Origin of the sequence: Collinsella sp. LCP21S3_A9 (genome assembly GCF_052118785.1) — a bacterium.
Classification (GTDB): Bacteria; Actinomycetota; Coriobacteriia; order Coriobacteriales; family Coriobacteriaceae; genus Collinsella.
In genome coordinates, this window is record NZ_JBQKGN010000028.1 from 1 (window position 1) to 17,876 (window position 17,876).

The following is a 17,876-nucleotide window of genomic DNA, read 5'->3' on the forward strand; positions in this document are numbered from 1 at the left end:
AAGCGGCCCAGGCGCACCAGCGCTAGGAAGGTGTCTCGCAGCCTACAGGACCTGAAAACCATTCTCTCTGGTGGCGCGATACCACCAGATGCATATCGGCGCGACGCTGGAGGTGTTGAGCATGTCTGACGAGCCCCATATCCCGGCCCCGTGTCCAGCCTCGTTGGCGGATGGTGGGCGTGCTTTGTGGCGTGGCGTGGCGGACGTGTTCGAGCTGACGCCGGAGCAGTTGGTGCAACTGGAGGAGGCGTGCCGGGCAAAGGATCGGCTCGATTCTCTGGATGCGGCGATCCGTGGCAAGCATGACGTGCTGCTGTCGATTGAGACGGACGGTAACGGAGTGTCCAGCTTGGTCGTGAACTCGGCGCTGCGTGAGGCGAACGCGACGGCCACGGTCCTCAAGCAGCTGCTGGCGGCGCTGCGGTTGCCGGACGTGGAGGGTCGACGGCCCCAGTATCGGGGTCCGAGGGGTGCCTATCAGAAGTCTGTGGAGTCGGTCGCATCCGCAGGCAAGGTGTCGAGCCTTGACCGGGCGCGGAAGCGGCGCGCAGGCTGATGTTCCGCCCCCTGTTCGAGGGGCAGAAGTGCTCTCTCGGCTATGCCGTCATCGACTGGCTCGAGGCGTATGCCTGCCATGGCCCTGGGCCGGTGGAGGGGCAGCCGTTGACGTTCGATGACGAGATGTTTGACTTCATCGTGGACGCCTACGAGCTCGAACCGGCGTCGGGGCGTCGGTTGATCTCTCGTGGCGTGCTGTCAATGCCGAAGGGTCGGGCGAAGTCGGAGGTCGCGGGCCTGATTGGCGTGGCGGAGGCTCTGGCCCCGGTGCGTTTTGACGGCTGGGATGCGAGCGGGCAGCCGGTGGGACGCCCGATCCGCTCCCCGTTCGTCCGCTGCCTCGCGACCGAGGAGAAGCAGTCGGGCAACACGTTCCAAAACATTGCTTTCGTGATGGGTGACTGGGGACACGACAACCACCCAGACATCTACGACGGCGTGAAGGGCATCCGCGACTACCGCTCAGCGACTAACATCTATCTGCCGAACGGTGGGGAGTGCCGCTCGAGTTCGTCTGGTGCCGCGTCGAAGGACGGCGGCAAGGAAACGTTCCTCGTGCCGGATGAGGTGCACCTGTACGTGCTCCCGGAGCTGCGGAACATGTACGCCACGACGATGCGTAACTTACCGAAGAGGTCGCGTGACGAACCGTGGGCGCTGCTGACAACGACCGCATTCCGTTACGGCGAGGAGAGCGTCTGGGAGACGATCTACAAGCGTTGGAAGGCCGAGCAACTAGGCCCCGGATGGCTGGTGCACCATCGCGAGGCGAAGGGACCGATCCGCATCTATGAGGACCGCGAGCACACGCTGGCGCAGCTGCGTTACGTGTACGGCGCGGCGATGGACCCCGTGTCGGGGTGGATGACCCCTGAACTTGCCTATCGGACGATGCTGGACCCAACCGAGTGCCGTGACGAGGCTGAGGGTGCCCGCTACTACCTGAACCGCGCCATGGCGTCCTCGGATGCGTGGATCGCGCTCAGGGCTGTGGAGGACGCCCAGATGGACGGCCCCGAACCTGCCGATGGCACAGCGATCACGCTCGGGTTCGACGGGTCGCTGAACTCCGACTCGACCATCCTCCGCGGCTGCCGGATGTCAGACGGCTACCGGTGGACGATCGGACTGTGGGAGAAACCCGAGGGTGTCGACGGCATCGGATGGCAGGTGCCGCGCACTGAGGTGCTGGAGCGTATCCGTGAGGCGCACAAGCGCTATCGCGTGATCCGAGGCCACTACGACCCACACGAGTGGCGCAGCGACATCTCAGACCTGGCGCACGAGTTCGGCGAGGACGTGGTGGTCGAATTCCCCACGACGTCGGACACCCTGATGGGGCCGGCGCTGGACACGCTCCACACCGACATCGTGAACGGCACCACGAAACAGAGCAGCGACCCGGACGCGCTGCGGCACTACGGCAACGCGTTCGTGAAGCGGCGCGGCCAGTACCGGCTGATCCGCAAGGAATACCCGAACAGCCCCCGCAAGATCGACGTCGTAGTGGCAGACGCCCTCGCGTACGCGGCGAGACGGGCTGTGCTGGCCACCGACTGGACCGATGACGACTCACAGAACAGCGCCGTGTGGTGCTTCGCCTAGACGATGAATGGAGGTGGGCATGGGTGACATTGATGTCCTGAACCGCCTCCACCGCAAGACCCCGAAGATCAAGCGCGACTACAAGCACCTCGACATGTACTACGAGGGCCTGCAGAAGATCGACGTGATCGGTCTCGCCGTGCCGCCCGAACTGAGGATGTTCGAGGTCGCGATCAACGTGCCACGCATGGCTGTGGATGAGCCGGAGCGCCGCCAGCAGTTGCGCGCCTTCCAGCGGTCGGGTTCCGACAAGATCGACCGCGGCTTGCAGGAGGCGTGGGAGTACAACAACTTGCCCTCCCAGTCATCGCTGCCGCACAAGGACTGCCGAACTTTCGGGCGCGGCTTCGCGGTCGTGTCCACAAACCCTGAAGAACCCGATCAGCCGCTCATCACCGTGGAGTCGCCTGAGGCGTTCTCGGTCGAGATCGATCCCCGTCGGCGCATGACTGCCGCGCTGCGCACCTACACCGGCGACGATGACCGGCAGCGCGCCACCCTGTACCTGCCCAACAAGAGCCGCTATCTGATCCGCGACGGCCACGACTGGGCCGACGAGTTCGACCCTGACGAGCACGGGCTTGGCCGAGTGCCGGTCGTGATGTTCCTGAACCGGCCCCGCACGGGCCGCTGGACTGGCGTGTCAGAGATGGCGGACGTGATCCCGATGACGGACGCGATCGCCCGCATCATCACGAACACGCAGATCGGCGCTGAGGCGTTGGCGTGGCCCCACCGGTGGGCCGCTGGCGTCAAGAAGGAAGACTTCATCAACCCCAAGACGGGTAAACCCATGGCGACGTGGGAGGCATACATGACCATCCTCAAGGTCACGTCGAACAAGGACGCCAAGTTCGGGTCGTGGGACGCGGCGCAACTGTCGAACTTTACCGACGCCGTGAACGCGATGCTGCGCTGGTGTGGCGGGATGTTGGGGCTCCCGACCCGCTACCTCGGTCAAGACACCGTCAATCCTGCGTCGGAGGGCGCGATCCGCGCCGATGAGGCCCGTCTAATCCGCAACGTCGAGCGCATGAACGTGTACGACGGCGACTCGTGGGCGTGGGTGATGGGACTGCGGGAACGCCTCCGCACCGGCGAATGGCTCCCCGGCAACGAGATCAGGGCGCTGTGGCACGATCCCGCGACCCCCACCTACTCACAGCGAGCCGACGCCCTCACGAAGATGGCTGGCGGCGTGCCGATCCTCTCTCGCGAGGGCGTGTGGGACGAACTGGGATGGGACGAGGGGCGCAAGCAACGGGAGCGGGCCTACTTCCGCGAGCAGGATGCCGACCCGCTGGTGCAGGCGCTGATGGCGGCTCCGGGCGATGTCACCACAGTCGCCTGAGAAGGCGATGCTGGCCCGTTCGCGGGCCGCTGCCACGATGGTGGGCCGCGAGTGGCGCACGATCCGCGCGAGCGGCGACTGGGCTGCTCAATGGCAGTTGAAGCTGACGCCTCTGTCTCGATTGGTGGTGGCCGCGCAGATCGGTGCCGCTGCTGCTGGCGCTGCCAGCGTGGACGACGACCTGTACCGCTCCGGATACCCAGAGAAGGCGTTGGCGGAGGTCGACCCGGCTGGTTTCGGCGGATGGGCGGAGCACCCAACGTCAGGGGCAGTTCTCACAATCCCCGCCCTCCTGTATCCGGCTGTCATCACAGCCAGGGCGACGCCGGGCACTGCCACTCAGAAGCTGGCCGCTGGCGGCAGGGTGGCGCAGACGATGGCCCACTGGGCTGTGTCGGAAGCCGGCCGTAACGCCGCCATGGTCGGGGCGACTGGGAGGGCTCGCACGTCGCTGATGTTCGTGGACCCCGCCCCGATGTGCCAGCGGTGCGCGGTGCTCGTCGGGAAGCTGTTCAAGCCTGGCACGAGGTCGTTCACGCGGCACCCCGGCTGCGATGGACGCCTGGTGGCTGTCAGTGACCGGGATAAACCCTCAGTGCCTCCGCTGGACGTGTCCGACATCAAGGACCTCACCCGAGACCAGCTTCGGGCGATCGAGGACGGCGCTGACATCAACCAAGTCATCAACGCCAAGCCGGCTGTCCGCATCACCAAGGACGGCGAAAAGAAGTCGGTGCTGCGAGCCAACGGCGCCCGCACCATGTACGGCGCTCGCAGGATGGAGCGCTGGACCCCGAAAGCGATCTACGCCAAGGCGGGCGACGACCAGGACATGGCGATCCAGCTACTGCGGAAACACAAGTACATGCGCTGAGCGAGTCAGCGCACCCAACCCCAGAGAGGTGGCACGATGCCGCACCACACGCCCGACGATCTGCGACAGATCATCGACACTCACCGCGCCCTGTTCGGCGGCTTCACGATGCTGGCCGACAACAACAGCGCCCCAGAGGCCCCCAAGGAACCCTCCGACGGCAGCAAGGCCCCCGAGGCGCCCAAGGATGACGACAAGGCCGACAAGGCCGACGAGAAGCTCGGCGACAGCGGCCTCCGCGCCCTCCAGAGGGAACGCGACGGACGCAAGGCGCTCGAGCAGCAGATGTCGGAACTGAAACGCGGCCTGGCAGCGATCGCCGGCGCGGAGACCCCCGACCCAACCAAGGTGACGGTCGAGGACGTTGCGGCGCAGATGCAGCACATGCAGCACGAGCTGGCCGTCGAACGGGCGGCCCGCTCCCACGGCATCACCGCCGAGGACGACATCAAACTTCTGGTCGCGACGACCAGCGAAGACCAGCTAAATGCCCTCGCGGCACGGCTGGCACCCGCCGACCATACCGGCAGCGACGGCGCGAAGCCCCGCGGCCCCAAGCCGGACCCGTCCATCGGGCGAGGTGGGGGCGATTCCAACAAGGGCGGCACCGTTCAAGCGGGCCGCGACGCCTACCGGCAACTACATCAGAAGAAGGAGTGACCATGCCTCGCATGAAGGTTGAGTCGTTCTCGGGCGGGAATCGTTCCTGGCTCGCCTCGGCTCACGCAATTGTCAACAACCACACCGGCACGCTCGACGTGTCGACGTTCACCAAGGGCACCAGCCTGACCGATGGGCACTACCCCAAGGGGTTCTTCCCGTCCGGCCTGGAGCTCAACATCGCCAACCTCGGCGCGATCGAGCCGTGGACGGGTGCCTCGGGCGAGAAGCTCGGGTTTCTGTTCTCCGACGAGGCTACCGATGGGGTCTCTGATCTCGCGGTGCCCGTCGTGTGGCACGGCTCGATCAACGTCTCCAAGCTCCCCAAGGCGCACGTCGAGCCGCAAACCGGTTCCGACGCGTCGAAGTTCGACCTCGTGAAGGAGGGCTGATCCATGGCTGAACTGTGGACTGACCTGATCGACCCTGCCGAGCTCACCGGCTATGTCCGTGAGGGCTTGTCGGCCATCGAGCGCCGCAAGGGCTCGCTCGCCCAGTTCCTCCCGAACCGGGAGGTGGACGACATCTCCGCCCGCTTCCACAAGGGCCAGAACGGTCTCGTGGATGAGGCGAAGTGGCGCGCCTACGACGCTGAGCCCGAGATCGGCGACACCCCGCCCGAGGGTCGTGTCATCATCGAGTTGCCTGCTGTGTCTCGCAAGGAGCGCATCAGCGAGTACGCCCAGCTGCGGCACCGGAACGCCTCTGACGACTCGATCCGTAACGCAGGCTTCCGCGCTGCCGACCGGTGCGTGCTGGCTATCGCTGATGCGGTGGAGCGGATGCGTGGCATTGTGCTCGCCACAGGCAAGGCGACCATCACGCAGTCGAACTACAAGACCAGCGATGACTTCGGTCGAGACGCCGACCTGACCATCACCGCGAACAGCCTCTGGTCGACCGACACCACGGACGGACTGACCCAACTCGAGACGTGGATGGACCTGTACTCCACCCGCAACGGCACCGAACCCGGCGCGATCGTCATGCCGCGCCGCGTGTTCCGCGCCCTGTCCGGCCTTAAGGTCATGCAGGGCCAGACCGCTGCTGGGGCGTTCCGCCGCCCGATGGAGCAGGATGTTCGCGGCATCGTGTCCTCAGCCGGCCTGCCCGACATCATCATCTACGACCGGCGCACGAAGAGCGGGCGCGTCATCCCTGACGACACGCTGCTTTTCCTGCCGGAGCCGACCGCCATCGATGACTACAACGGGACCGAGCTCGGCGCCACGTTCTGGGGTCAGACCCTGACCGCGACCGATCCGAAGTTCTCGCTCGTCGATGCGGAGATGCCGGGTCTCGTCGCAGGGCTGTGGCGGCATCAGACGGTGCCGATGATCGCCGAGGTGGTCGGTGACGCGATCGCGCTGCCGGTCCTCGCGAACGCGAACCTGTCGATGGCCGTGAAGGTGCTGTGATGAGCACTCTCATCGCTACCACTGTGGTGCGCCACCCTGACTCTGGTCAGCCGGTGGCGCTCCGCAGTGGCGACGCGGTACCTGACTGGGCTGAGGGGATGATCGGCGACCATCTGCTGGCCGCCGACGACCCGGCCCCGTCGAAGCCGAAGCCTGCCACGCGGGGCCGGTCGAAGTGACCACCGTCGAGGACGTCCGCATCGCCGCCCGCAGGGCGAGCCTCGGTGGCGATGAGACAGTCCTCGTTCAGCGGTGGATCGCGGTGGTTGAACGCATGATCGCTGACCGCCTCGGCCCCCTCGAGGCGCTCGACAGTGACGCCCTCGCCCTGGTGGTGTCCGAGGTGGTCGCCGACCGCCTCACCTCGCCGGGGCGAGGCGTCACAGCAACTCAGGTCGCTGTCGATGACTCGTCCACGTCGGTGCGGTACGACACCGCCGACACGGGCTGGTTCCGCATCACCGCCGCGCACTGGGACCTGCTGGCCCCAGATCGCGGACGGGAGTCCGAGGCGTTCAGCATCAACCCCGCCTATCAGGCAGGCCGTCATGCTGCTTGGTGAGGTCACCCGCGACGCCCTCGACACCCTCCGCGCTCACGCCCAGTCGGAGATGGACTGCGACGTCACCATCTACACCCATCGCCGCTACGAGTTCGTGGACGGCTCCGAGGTGGAGATGTTCGGCCCCGAGGTCTACGCCGGCGTCGGTGCTGTCGATCCCGGCTCCATGGCCGGGCAGGTGACATCAACGGGTCAGCAGCCCGTCACGTCCCGCGCCTACCGCTGCTCGGTGCCGTGGTGGGTAGATGCGCTCAGGGAGGGTCACGTCATGGTCGTCAACCACTGCCCCCGCGACCCGTCTCTCGACGGCGCCCGGTTCACGGTGGAGACAGTCCGCCAGAACGGTCTCGGCGTCGTCAAGCGCCGCTTCACCGCATCGGTGATCGAGACGCCATGACCGAGAATGCAGAGTTGACGAAGCTCGCCGTCGACCTCGGGAAGGCGTCGTCGAAGGTCACCCAAGAGGTCATCAAGGCGACCGCCGCCGCAGGCAGGGAGGTGGCATCGGAGGCGAAGAGCCGCGCTCCGCGCCGATCCGGTGCGCTCGCCAACTCGATCGTCAGCCACGCCAAGGGTCTCGTCGCTGTCGTGGCCGCCGATGCGCGCCACGGCGTGTTCCAGGAGTTCGGTACCTCCCGGCACGGTCCGCAGCCGTTCCTCGGGCCCGCGCTGGCAGCCAAGAAGGACGCCTACGTGAAGCGGATTGAGCAGATCGCGGGGGACATCCTGTGAGCCTGCACGACGACCTCGCGGCACGCATCCCGGCCCTCACCGTCTATGACGGGGAACCGCCAGCGACCCCACCGGGCCGGTACGTATGTCTGTACTACGACACCGGTCTGGAGTCGGAGCGCCGCATCTGTGCCCCGTCGGCGCACATCAGGGTCGACGTGAGCGCCGTGTGTGTGGCCCGCACCCGCCCCGGCGTCCGGGACGCGGTGACGATCGTCCGCACCGCCCTCAACAGGTGCCAGCCGTTCGGTGCCGACTCGGCGATGGTCGAGGAATCATCCGGGCCACTGGTGACCGAGGGCCCTGCTGGCGACGTCCGCATGTCTGCGACTCTCGTTTTCACCGTCCGCATCAGAAGGAACCAGCTATGACCACCACCCGAGCCGCCGACCAGTCCGAACCGGTCGAGATCGAGACGACCGAGGCCGAGGAGGCCGAGGCGACCGACGCCGACATGGCCGCTGTCACCCGAATCGGGGTGAGCGTCGTGCGTGTCCGCGACACCGCGACCGGACACCACATCACCATCTCCGCCAACCTCGCGGACTCTGACAAGGCCCGCTACAAGCCACTCAAGTCGCCAGCCGTCGACGCCAACGGCAACCCAGCACACCCCAAGTTCAAGACCAACATCTAAGGAGCCCCCATGTCTCTCACTGTTTTCAATCCCGACGGCGTGGAGGTTCTCGAGAACTCCGCCGTTATCGTCGCCCCCGCTGTCGCGGACCTCGACAAGCCGACCGTCGCCGAGTACAACGCGGGCACCGCCATCGAGTGCTCCATCAAGTCGTTCGGCATCTCCACCGACGTCTCCTACGCCAGCTCGCAGTACCTGTGCGACAAGGTCGCGAAGAAGCGCGTCGGCAATCGCGAGCGCAACCTCGAGCCGCTCACCATCAAGATCGGCGACCCCCAGGCGGAGACCATTTCGGAGAAGTTCGTGGAGGACTCGGTGGTATACCTGATCCACCGGCCCGGACTGAAGCACACGACCCCGGCTGCAGCATCGCAGAAGGCTCAGGTCATCAAGGCTCGCGTCGCCGCCGTCGATCTCGTGCCTATCGGGGTCGAGGAGGGTGCCGTGTACGAGGTCCGCGTCGCGCTCGCCGTCGATGGACGCAACGCCGGGCTGTTCGCCACCATCGCGTCCTAACCCCCCAATCGCAGCCAGCCCCTACCGCATGGCCTCGCGCGTAGGGGGTGGCTGCATCTCAGAGAGGCCACCATGTCTGAATCGAAGTACGCCCAGCTGCTGGACGCCCGAGTGAAGTCGAGCATCCGGCGCACCACCACCGCCCCTGTCTGCCTGGACCCCGCTCTGTGGGAGGCCTGGGAGGCCGCCAAGAACGCTTTGGACGCCTGCCCCTCCGGTGACGACGCACCCAAGACGGGATCGCTCGGAGCCAAGCCGTCGGGGCGTCAGGCGGCCGAGAAGGCTGTGCAAGCGGCCCGCGCCGCTCTGCGTGAGGCGTCGATCCTCATCCACTACCGGGCGCTGCTCCCCGCCGAGTCGAGGGAGTTCTACGCCACCATCGACACCGAGGGCCCCGCGACCGACGTGTACGGGAACCTCATGCGCCGCTGCTTCACCCACGCCACCACCCTCGACGGTGAGACGATCGCCGACATTGACGAGGCCCGGTTCTCGCATCTCGTGGACAACATGGAGCTTCCCGAACTGGAGGCCCACAACGCGAAACTGAACGCGATCCTCGGTGAGCTGCCGGATTTTCCTATGTAGCTGAGGTTGTCGCCTCCGACGCCGAGTTGCGGACTGATCTGGCGATCGCCCGCAGCTTGGGCGTCAGCCTGCGCCGATTCAACGGGTGGGAGCCGACCACGGTCACCACCACCCGCCCCGACGGCACAACCATCACCACCCGTGACCCCGAGTTCGACGCGTGGGAGCGGTCGCTGTGGATCGCATTCGACGCGTGGGAGAAGCAGTGCTGCCCCGGCTGCGGCACCCCCTACGAGCGTGGCCTGTGGGACAACGACGCCGAGCCGGACAAGCGGCCACGGTGGCGCGTCGGCATGTATCGCTGCCGCCCCTGCGAGGTGCTGGAGCAGGTGCAGAGCAAGCACGTCAAGGCCCTCGAGGCTGCCAACCATGACCAGCCCGTCCCCACCCACCACCTCAAGTGGTTCGCGTTCGAGCACCCCGAAGGGAGGCCCTGATGGCTGACCGCAATGTCAAGGTCATTCTCGCTGCCTCTGTGGAAGGATTCACGGCGGCGCTGGGTCGCGCGAAGGCGTCGGTGGAGACTCTGGGCGCGGCGACCGCGAAGGCCTCTCAGACGGAGGGGTGGCGCCGCGCTGGCACTGCGATGATCGGCCTCGGCGCCGCCGCCATGGCCGGGGTCGCGATGGCCGTCCGCGCCTCGGCATCGTTCGAGCAGTCGATGGCGGAGGTTGCCGCCACTGGCGAGGAGGCCCGTGGACAGATCGCCGGCCTGCGCAAGGCCGCGCTCGACGCTGGGCGCGACACTGCTTTCTCGGCCACCGAAGCCGCCGACGGCATCACGGCGCTGGCGAAGGCTGGCGTGTCCACCGCTGACATCCTGTCGGGCGGTTTGCGGGGCGCACTCAACCTCGCTGCCTCCGGCCAGCTGAGCGTCGCCGACGCCGCTGAAACAACATCCGCCGCCCTCGTCCAGTTCAAGCTGAAGGGCAAGGACGCTGGGCATGTCGCGGACCTGCTCGCCGCAGGAGCTGGTAAGGCCATGGGCTCGGTCGGGGACATGGGGCAGGCGCTCAAGCAGTCCGGCGTCGTCGCCTCCCAATTCGGCGTCTCCATCGAGGAGACCGTCGGCACTCTCGCCGCGTTCGCCTCCACGGGCATGATCGGCGCCGAGGCGGGCACCGGGTTCAAGTCGATGCTGCTGGCCCTGGCGAAGCCGTCCAGAGAGGCGCAGCGCGCCATGGACGAGCTCGGCATCTCCGCCTACGACGCCGAGGGCCAATTCGTGGGCATCACCAACCTCGCCGGCCAGCTCAAGGACAAGCTGGGCGACCTGACCGTGGAGCAGCGGCAGGCGGCCCTGTCCACGATCTTCGGCTCGTTCGCGATCCGCAACGCGTCGGTGCTGTACGAGCAGGGCGCTGAGGGTATCCAGCAGTGGGTCGACAACGTCAACGACTCCGGCTACGCGGCCCGTGTCGCCGCAGGCCTGCTGGACAACCTGAACGGCGATTTGCAGGTGCTCGGCGGCTCGTGGGAGACACTGCTGATCAAGATGGGCACAGACGCCCAAGCCCCATTGCGGAGCGTCGTGCAGTGGCTGACCGAACTGATCAACGCGGTTGCTGAGCATCCAACCATGGCCGCCTCGGTCCTCAAGCTGCTGGCCGCGTTCGGCGGGTTCGCGCTCGCCGCTGGTCTGATCATGAAGGCCACGACGGCGGCTGTCGAGTTCCGTACCGCGCTCTTGGCGTTGCAGGCAGCCCAGCCCAAGTTCATCGGCGCCTTGGGAGCCATGGGGAGGGCCGCTGGCGCTGTGGGCCTGGCCTTCGTGGCGCTCGAAGTCGCCTCCATGGTGTTTGAAAAGGTCAGGGTTGGCCAACCGACGCTTGAGCAAACCGCTTCGTTGATGGATCAGCTGGCCCTGTCCACTGAATCCGCCGCCGCCGCAATGTCTCGCCAAGACTTCGCGGCTCAGACGAGCATGGGTTGGCAGAAGATCGAACTGAGCGTCGAAGGGGCGTTCGAGCAGCTGAGGAAGTGGGATGACCTGCGGAACAGCTCTGACCCGATGGCCAACCTTTTTGCAGGCGCATCGGCCAATCTGGGCGCACTCAAGGAACTGGAAGAGGGCTTCCGGCGAGCAGATCAGGCGCTCGGCCAGATGGTTGGCACCGGCCACGCCGACAAGGCCGCCGCCGCGTTCGCCCGCATGGCCGAGGCGGCCAAGAAGCAGGGTGTCGATAACGATTCTCTCATCCGCCAGTTCCCGACCTATGCGGAGGGGCTGCGGGCGCAGGCGTCGGCGCTGGCTGAGGCGACGGGATACACCGACCTGCTCAACCTGTCCAACGAGGACCTCGTGCGCTGGATGGGTGGCGACATCCCCATCGCCGTCCGGTCCGCCCAGATCGCCGCCAAGGACGCAGGCTCGACATCCGAGGCGCTGACGAAACAGCAGAAGGAACTCTCTGCCGCCACCGACGCCGCGACCCGAAGCTATGACGAGTATGTCAACAGCCTGTTCGCCGCCAACAACGCTGCCGTCGCCATGCTCGACGCACAGCTCGGCTTCAACCAGTCCGTGCTGGACGGCAGCAAGGCCGCCAAGGAGTGGGCCGAAAAGGTCGCTGGCGGGCACGCCCAGGCCAAGAGCGCGTTCGACCGGACGACCGAAGCTGGCATTGCGAACAACCGCGTCATGCTGGACATGGTCAGCAATGCGCAGCGCGACATCGAGGAACGCACCAAACAGGGTGAGTCGATCGAGTCGATCATCGCTATCCACGGCCAGTACCGCGACCAGATGATCAAGGTCGCCACCCAATACCTCGGGAGCAAGGCCGCGGCAGTCGCCTACATTGACCAGCTGTTCAAGACACCGAAGAACATCAGCACCGCGGTCCAGTTGGAGAAGTCGGCCGCCGATGCGCGCCTGAATCAGTGGAAAACCAAGCTTGACGGCGTGCCCGACACTGTGCGCACCAGCATTCTCGCCGCCGTGGAGCGGGGCGACCTCGCGACCGCGAACCGGCTCCTGGCGGACGCAGCCCGGACCCGCACTGCCACGATCAAAGTCCATGTCTCCAAGGACGGCCGGGAGATGGTCGGCGGCGGAAACAGGGCAACTATCAACGCCTCTGGCGGGCTGTACACCGACCGGGCGAACGGGCACCTGCCGCAGATCGCGCGAGCGGGCGACTGGCGCATCTGGGCCGAGCCGGAGACGGGCGGCGAGGCGTACATTCCGCTCGCCAACGACTGGCGCCGCCCTCGAGCGCAGTCGATCCTCCGGGAGACGGCCAGCCTGATTGGGATGCGCACCTACGCCGGTGGCGGCATCTCGCACACCACCCCAGTTCTCGACACATCCGGCGTCGCGGACGCGGTTGCTGCCGGTCTGGCTGGTGCCCGGATCGTCATGGTGGACCCGACCTCGGGTGTGGAGCGGCTGGTGGATGCGCGGATCGAGATGGCTGGCCGTCGGTCGGCATCGACGGTGAGGAGACGCTGATGATACTGGCTCCGCTGGTGATGCAGTCCCCGCCGTGGGTGGACATGCTGGTGACTCAGGTGCCTGCCGGTGCGGTGTCGGTGCGAGCGTGGCGCGTGTGGCGCGCGGCAGAGGTGCTGGTGCGTGGCCGTCACGTGCTGCTCGGGTCGTCGGCTCGGGTGGTGGACTATGACTTGCCTGTCGGCTCTCCAGTGTCGTATCGGGTGGAGGCCCTGTCCGGGTCGGGTCAGGTGGTGGAGTCGGCGTCGGTGCAGGTGTCGGCCCCGTCGCCCGGGCACTCGATGGCGTGGCTGTCTGACCCGATGTCCCCGATGGGGTCTGTGGTGGTTGGTGTGCTGCGGGGCGGGTCGCGTGGCCGGTGGTCGTCGGCGATGGAGATGGTGCGTCCGATGGGTGGTTTGCCGATCACGCAGGGCGGTGAGCGTCAGGTGCGGGTCCGGTCGTGGCGTCTGGTCGCTGAGGATGAGGCGACGGTGCAGGCGGTGGACGCGATCATGCTGGCCGGGCCGACGGTGGTGTTGCGGGGCGACCCTGAGTGTCTGGATCATCCGACGGGGCTGCTGTACGTGTCGGCGGCTGATGTGGAGTCGGAGCGGACTGTGCCGCACCTGCCTCGGGTGACGTGGCAGATGGACGGGTATGAGTCGCGGGGGCCGGCGATCCTGCCGGTGGTGCCGTCCCGTACCTATGCCGACGATATGGCTGAGCATCCGACGTATCAGGACTCGACTGCTGCGGCGGCAACGTATCTGGACCGTCTCCGTCTGCTGGAGGCGTAGCTATGTGGCCGGTCGATGAGAGGTGGGGTGCGGCTCGTCTGGGGGATGTGGAGCTGTCGTGTCAGGTGTGGCCGACGCTGCGGGGTCAGGTGCTGACTGCTGAGCCGCTGGAGGTGGTGGACGGGTCGCTGTCGGTGGAGGTGCGGGGCGGGCAGGTGCAGTCGTCGCTGGAACTGTCTGTGGCTGACCCGGACGGGTCGCTGTTCACGGGCGCACCGGATGCGCCGCTGGCGGTGCATGGGCATCGACTGGTGGTGCGTGCCGGGTACGCCGGCGTCGGTGATGCGCCGCTGGGCGAGTTCCGCGTGGAGCGCATCGTGCCGGACGGGTCGCCGTGGCGGCTACACCGCTCGGGCCGGTGGGTGCGTGGTGCTCAGATGCTGCGCGTCTCCGCTGGTGACCTGCTGGGGATCGTCGCCGATGACCGGTTCACGACCCCGACGCGGCCGCGTGGGGGAACGGTGCGCGCTGAGGTGCAGCGGCTCGTCGCCGACATCCTGCCGGTCGGTGACTGGTCAGCGTCGCAGACGGTGCCGTCGTCGGTGGAGTACTCGGAGTCCCGCATGGATGCGCTGCTGTCGGTGATGCGTCTGGCGGGTGTGGTGGCGTGGGTGGATCGTGCCGGGGCGCTCCAGGGTGTCCCGGATGTGGGGTCTGGTCAGGTGTGGGAGGCGTCTGCTGCTGATGTGGTGGAGTGGGTGCCGGTGATGGACCGGGACGGGCTCCGCAACGGGTGGGTGGTGACATCGGAGTCGGAGTCTGGGCAGCCGCTACGTGGGGCCGAGTTCGAGGCATCGGGTCCGCTGGCATGGGATGCCTCCGGGTTCGGACGCGTCCCCGAGTTCCTGCACTCCCCGCTAATGCGGACGAACGCTCAGTGCGCGTCGGCGGCGAGGACGATGGGTGAGCGGGCGAGGGCGGCGCGTCGTCAGGTGCTGACCGTGACGTGCGCCCCAGACCCGGCCCTTGATGTGCTGGACACGCTGCGGCTACGGCTGCCGACCCGCACGGTGGATGCCCTGGTGACGGGTATCAGGCTGCCGCTGACTGGGGGATCGATGACGGTCACGGCGAGCGCTGGGTGGGGGGTGCTGGTCGATGTCTGATCCTCTGGGTGATGCTGTCGCGTCTGCTCTGACCCCGGCTCGTCCGCCTGCCGTCGCGGGGGAGGTGAGGGCAACTTCCCCGGTGCTGCTGGTGTCGGTGCTGGGGTCCGAGGTGACGCCGCTGGTGTGGCTGCCGACACCGCTGGCGGTTGGTGACCGGGTGCTGCTGCTGCGCTCCGAGGGGGTGTGGCATGTGGTGGGTCTGCGTACCGCCCGGCCGAGTGAGGGCACTGTGTCATCCACTGGGTCTGGTGTGGTGACCGTCTCGACTGGGGTGGGGCCTGTGACGGTCCCGCACGTCGGTGGTGTGCCGGTGGTGGGTGATCGGGTGGCGCTGCTGTGGGGGTCTGCTGGTGGTGTGGTGGTGGGCCGTATCGGCACACCGTCCGCTCCGCCGCCGCCATCCACGCCGCCGTCTGACCCGACCCCGCCACAGACTGATCCGGCGCCCGCACCGGCCACTGTGGCTGCTGGGGCGGTGCAGGCTGCGACGGCTAGGTCTGGGAGGTGGCGCAGCGACGGCACCGCCGGGCACCGCGCCTATCAGGGGCACTCCACCTCGGGGCAGGTGGCCGACAACACCGGCTACTTTTTTTACGGCTCGACCCTGGCACGGGGCGGGACTGGCTCGTCTGGTGTGGTGCGTCTGTATCGGGCGACCGGTGCGGGCATGTCGGCGGCGCGGACCGTGTGGCTGGCGCTGCACGGTGCTGCGACGCGACCATCGTCACCTCCCGCGCTGACAACTCAGCCTCGCGCCGCCGGGACAGTGGCACAGGGCGGCACCGTCGACATCGCGCTGACCAGCGCTGAGGTGTCGGCGCTGCTGTCCGGCGCTGCTCGCGGGATCGCTGTCTCGTACCAGGGCACCACGGACTACATGGCACTACTGGGCCCATCTGACCGTCCCGACGCTGGACGGGTCACTCTCATCACCACGATCTAAGGAGGCACGGGATGCCGACCACACCGATCTATGGACTCCGGACGCCGGAGTTGGCGGACGCAAACAACGTCCCGGCAGATATGGCCCTGCTGGCTCAGGGCACCGAAAATGCGCTGTCGTCGCTGTCTCCGTCGTGGTCGTCATACGCCGTGGCGTGGTCGCAGAGCGACGGCACCAACCTCTCGATCGGAAACGGCACGCTGGAGGGTCGCTGGATGCAGGTGGGGCGTCTGGTGCACGCCTCGGTGTCGATGGGGCGAGGCTCGACCACCAATCTCGGGTCGGCGGCGTGGGTGTGGTCGATGCCGGTCAACGCCAGGGCCTGGATGATGGTCACTGGCGTGGGGTGGCTGGCGCGTGGCGGGTCTGAGTATCCGCTGACGGTGAGGCCGGTGGGCCCTGGCCGTGTGGTTGCGCTGATCCCGTCCGGGCGGATCTCCAACAACAACCCTGGTGGGTGGGCGTCGGGCGACTCGCTGTTTTTCACGATGACCTACGAGGTGTGATGATGGCTGATCGGATCACGTGGCGCGGCTCCCTGCTGTCGCCCCGCACTCGGGACGCACTGATCGAGGCCGAGCGGCTGGCTGCCGCGATGCCCGAGTTCCGTGGCTGGCGGGACGGGTGGATCATCCGCCCCGGTCAGGGGTCGTGGCAGCCACGCAGCCCCTACTCGGGCTCGACCCACACCGGAGACGGCGTGGTCGACCTGTCGATCCGCCACCACCTCACCCCACCGCAGCGCAAGGCGGTGCTGAGGGCGTGTCGGCAGGTCGGGTTCGCGGCATGGCATCGGATGCCGTCCCGCTCATGGGTGGAGCATCACCATCTGGTGCTCATGCCCCCCGACCAGACCACCAACACAGAGGGGCTGGCTGCGTCGGCGATGGTGCAGGTGTCGCACTACCGGCGTGGCCTCGACGGGCTCGTCGGCAAGGACCGCGACCCGGACCCGTGGCGACCGTCCCCGCTCCTGTCGTGGGAGCAGTACCAGCAGCGCACCGACACCCACACCACCCAAACATCCACCCAGGAGGATGACATGCCCTACACCCCAAACCAGCTCAAAGCCATCGTCACCGACGCGCTGGCCGCCTACGACTGGCAGCCGCTCCAGAAAGGCTCATCGAACGCGCTCGTCGCCAGCTCCCGCAACAACAACCAGATTTGGGCCAGCATCAACAGCCAGGAGACGCTGCGGCTGGTGCGGGAGCTCGCCAAGCGTCAGGGCGTGGTCGTCGATGAGCAGGCGATCGCCCGCTCGGTGCTCGCCGGACTCACCCCGCTGGTGCGTACAGCCGTCGAGGCCGCAGTGAAGGCCGGCGGAACCCCGCAGGCCGTCGCCGACGCGGTCGTGTCCCGGCTCGGCGACGCACTCAAGGACTGACGCGTGTCTCGCCGGACAGCGATGCTCGGGCTCGGCGTCCTATGGGTGCTGGTCGGGGTGTCGCTGCTCTACGCGGCCGTCCCTGCCCGCGCCGAGCTGATCGACCTGCCCGACTGGCTACGAGCCGCCCTATGGGTCGCTGCCGGCGTGGTCGCGATCGCCACATCAAGCCATGTTCGGGCGTCGGTGTGGGGTCTGGCTGCGATGGCGCTGGTAGCCTCCGAACGGGTCGGCGCATGGATCGTCGCATGGATCGCCCACGACGGCAACGACCCGGCGACGAAACTCGGGTTGTATCTGATCGCGCTGTGGGCGGTGTGGATCACGGCCCGCATCCCCGCCGATCGGGAGGCATGATGGTGGGTACTGTCCTATCTGTGCTGGCGATCATGGTGTCGCCGGTGGTGGCGTGGCTTGTGGCGCGTGCCGGTCAGCGCTCGACGCAGCGGTCGGCGGAGATCACCTCAGCCACCGACCTGGTGCCTGACCTCATCTCACGCGTGGAGCGACTCGAGCAGCAGGTGCATGCGCTGCAATCCGAGCTGTCCGAGCGGCTGGGACAGCTGTCCGCCGCCGCCTGGTTCATCGACCAGGTCGGGATGCTCCGCCGCCCTGACTGGGGCCGGATGCCCCGCGTCCCGCACCGCATCCGTGACCATATTGACCCGAGCCTGTGGCTCGACCCTGATCCGGTGGACGACAC

General features: G+C 67.3%; 24 protein-coding genes. All 24 read left to right on the forward strand.

Annotated elements, in window-relative coordinates:
• Positions 1-121: 121 nt before the first annotated feature.
• Positions 122-556: a hypothetical protein gene (locus ACTQ05_RS08740; RefSeq protein ID WP_441036951.1), complete on the forward strand. Its 435-nt coding sequence runs from the start codon at positions 122-124 to the stop codon at positions 554-556.
• A 107-nt stretch (positions 557-663) separates the two neighbouring features.
• Entirely contained in the window at positions 664-2,163 is a 1,500-nt protein-coding gene (locus ACTQ05_RS08745) for a hypothetical protein (protein ID WP_441042077.1), read from the forward strand.
• A 19-nt stretch (positions 2,164-2,182) separates the two neighbouring features.
• A complete protein-coding gene (locus tag ACTQ05_RS08750; protein WP_441538880.1) occupies positions 2,183-3,514 on the forward strand; it encodes a phage portal protein in 1,332 nt (443 codons plus the stop codon).
• A 7-nt stretch (positions 3,515-3,521) separates the two neighbouring features.
• Positions 3,522-4,388 carry a hypothetical protein gene (locus tag ACTQ05_RS08755; RefSeq protein ID WP_441042081.1) on the forward strand — a complete coding sequence of 289 codons (867 nt, stop codon included), beginning with the start codon at positions 3,522-3,524 and terminating at the stop codon, positions 4,386-4,388.
• 36 nt (positions 4,389-4,424) lie between these two features.
• The gene (locus ACTQ05_RS08760; RefSeq protein WP_441042083.1) at positions 4,425-5,048 is read left to right on the forward strand and encodes a hypothetical protein; all 624 of its coding nucleotides are present in this window, start codon (positions 4,425-4,427) and stop codon (positions 5,046-5,048) included.
• Positions 5,049-5,050: 2 nt separating this feature from the next.
• A complete protein-coding gene (locus ACTQ05_RS08765; protein WP_441538882.1) occupies positions 5,051-5,440 on the forward strand; it encodes a hypothetical protein in 390 nt (129 codons plus the stop codon).
• Positions 5,441-5,443: 3 nt separating this feature from the next.
• Positions 5,444-6,466 (forward strand): major capsid protein, encoded by a 1,023-nt coding sequence (locus tag ACTQ05_RS08770; protein WP_441042087.1) that lies wholly within the window; start codon positions 5,444-5,446, stop codon positions 6,464-6,466.
• The gene (locus ACTQ05_RS08775) at positions 6,466-6,645 is read left to right on the forward strand and encodes a hypothetical protein (RefSeq protein ID WP_441085589.1); all 180 of its coding nucleotides are present in this window, start codon (positions 6,466-6,468) and stop codon (positions 6,643-6,645) included. The genes ACTQ05_RS08770 and ACTQ05_RS08775 overlap by 1 nt, the downstream gene beginning before the upstream one ends.
• Entirely contained in the window at positions 6,642-7,028 is a 387-nt protein-coding gene (locus tag ACTQ05_RS08780; RefSeq protein WP_441042089.1) for a hypothetical protein, read from the forward strand. The genes ACTQ05_RS08775 and ACTQ05_RS08780 overlap by 4 nt, the downstream gene beginning before the upstream one ends.
• The gene (locus tag ACTQ05_RS08785; protein ID WP_441042091.1) at positions 7,015-7,425 is read left to right on the forward strand and encodes a DUF6093 family protein; all 411 of its coding nucleotides are present in this window, start codon (positions 7,015-7,017) and stop codon (positions 7,423-7,425) included. The genes ACTQ05_RS08780 and ACTQ05_RS08785 overlap by 14 nt, the downstream gene beginning before the upstream one ends.
• Positions 7,422-7,760 carry an HK97-gp10 family putative phage morphogenesis protein gene (locus tag ACTQ05_RS08790; protein WP_441042093.1) on the forward strand — a complete coding sequence of 113 codons (339 nt, stop codon included), beginning with the start codon at positions 7,422-7,424 and terminating at the stop codon, positions 7,758-7,760. The genes ACTQ05_RS08785 and ACTQ05_RS08790 overlap by 4 nt, the downstream gene beginning before the upstream one ends.
• Positions 7,757-8,131 carry a hypothetical protein gene (locus ACTQ05_RS08795; RefSeq protein WP_441042095.1) on the forward strand — a complete coding sequence of 125 codons (375 nt, stop codon included), beginning with the start codon at positions 7,757-7,759 and terminating at the stop codon, positions 8,129-8,131. The genes ACTQ05_RS08790 and ACTQ05_RS08795 overlap by 4 nt, the downstream gene beginning before the upstream one ends.
• Positions 8,128-8,397: a hypothetical protein gene (locus tag ACTQ05_RS08800; RefSeq protein WP_441042097.1), complete on the forward strand. Its 270-nt coding sequence runs from the start codon at positions 8,128-8,130 to the stop codon at positions 8,395-8,397. The genes ACTQ05_RS08795 and ACTQ05_RS08800 overlap by 4 nt, the downstream gene beginning before the upstream one ends.
• 9 nt (positions 8,398-8,406) lie before the next feature.
• Positions 8,407-8,913, forward strand: a complete 507-nt coding sequence (locus ACTQ05_RS08805; RefSeq protein ID WP_441042099.1) for a phage tail tube protein — start codon at positions 8,407-8,409, stop codon at positions 8,911-8,913.
• A 72-nt stretch (positions 8,914-8,985) separates the two neighbouring features.
• Positions 8,986-9,501 (forward strand): hypothetical protein, encoded by a 516-nt coding sequence (locus ACTQ05_RS08810; protein ID WP_441042101.1) that lies wholly within the window; start codon positions 8,986-8,988, stop codon positions 9,499-9,501.
• A gap of 26 nt (positions 9,502-9,527) precedes the next feature.
• Positions 9,528-9,938, forward strand: a complete 411-nt coding sequence (locus ACTQ05_RS08815) for a hypothetical protein (RefSeq protein ID WP_441042103.1) — start codon at positions 9,528-9,530, stop codon at positions 9,936-9,938.
• A complete protein-coding gene (locus ACTQ05_RS08820) occupies positions 9,938-12,955 on the forward strand; it encodes a phage tail tape measure protein (protein WP_441042105.1) in 3,018 nt (1,005 codons plus the stop codon). The genes ACTQ05_RS08815 and ACTQ05_RS08820 overlap by 1 nt, the downstream gene beginning before the upstream one ends.
• Positions 12,955-13,734 carry a hypothetical protein gene (locus ACTQ05_RS08825; RefSeq protein WP_441042106.1) on the forward strand — a complete coding sequence of 260 codons (780 nt, stop codon included), beginning with the start codon at positions 12,955-12,957 and terminating at the stop codon, positions 13,732-13,734. The genes ACTQ05_RS08820 and ACTQ05_RS08825 overlap by 1 nt, the downstream gene beginning before the upstream one ends.
• A 2-nt stretch (positions 13,735-13,736) precedes the next feature.
• The gene (locus ACTQ05_RS08830) at positions 13,737-14,840 is read left to right on the forward strand and encodes a hypothetical protein (protein WP_441042108.1); all 1,104 of its coding nucleotides are present in this window, start codon (positions 13,737-13,739) and stop codon (positions 14,838-14,840) included.
• Positions 14,841-14,922: 82 nt separating this feature from the next.
• Positions 14,923-15,786, forward strand: coding sequence for a hypothetical protein (locus tag ACTQ05_RS08835; RefSeq protein ID WP_441042110.1), 864 nt, complete (start codon positions 14,923-14,925; stop codon positions 15,784-15,786).
• Between the two features lie 11 nt (positions 15,787-15,797).
• Positions 15,798-16,292, forward strand: a complete 495-nt coding sequence (locus tag ACTQ05_RS08840) for a hypothetical protein (RefSeq protein ID WP_441042112.1) — start codon at positions 15,798-15,800, stop codon at positions 16,290-16,292.
• A gap of 2 nt (positions 16,293-16,294) precedes the next feature.
• Entirely contained in the window at positions 16,295-17,173 is an 879-nt protein-coding gene (locus ACTQ05_RS08845) for a hypothetical protein (RefSeq protein WP_441159341.1), read from the forward strand.
• A 3-nt stretch (positions 17,174-17,176) separates the two neighbouring features.
• Positions 17,177-17,530: a hypothetical protein gene (locus tag ACTQ05_RS08850; RefSeq protein WP_441042116.1), complete on the forward strand. Its 354-nt coding sequence runs from the start codon at positions 17,177-17,179 to the stop codon at positions 17,528-17,530.
• On the forward strand, positions 17,530-17,876 hold a 347-nt coding region (locus ACTQ05_RS08855; protein WP_441538887.1), incomplete at its 3' end, for a hypothetical protein. The genes ACTQ05_RS08850 and ACTQ05_RS08855, both read left to right, overlap by 1 nt.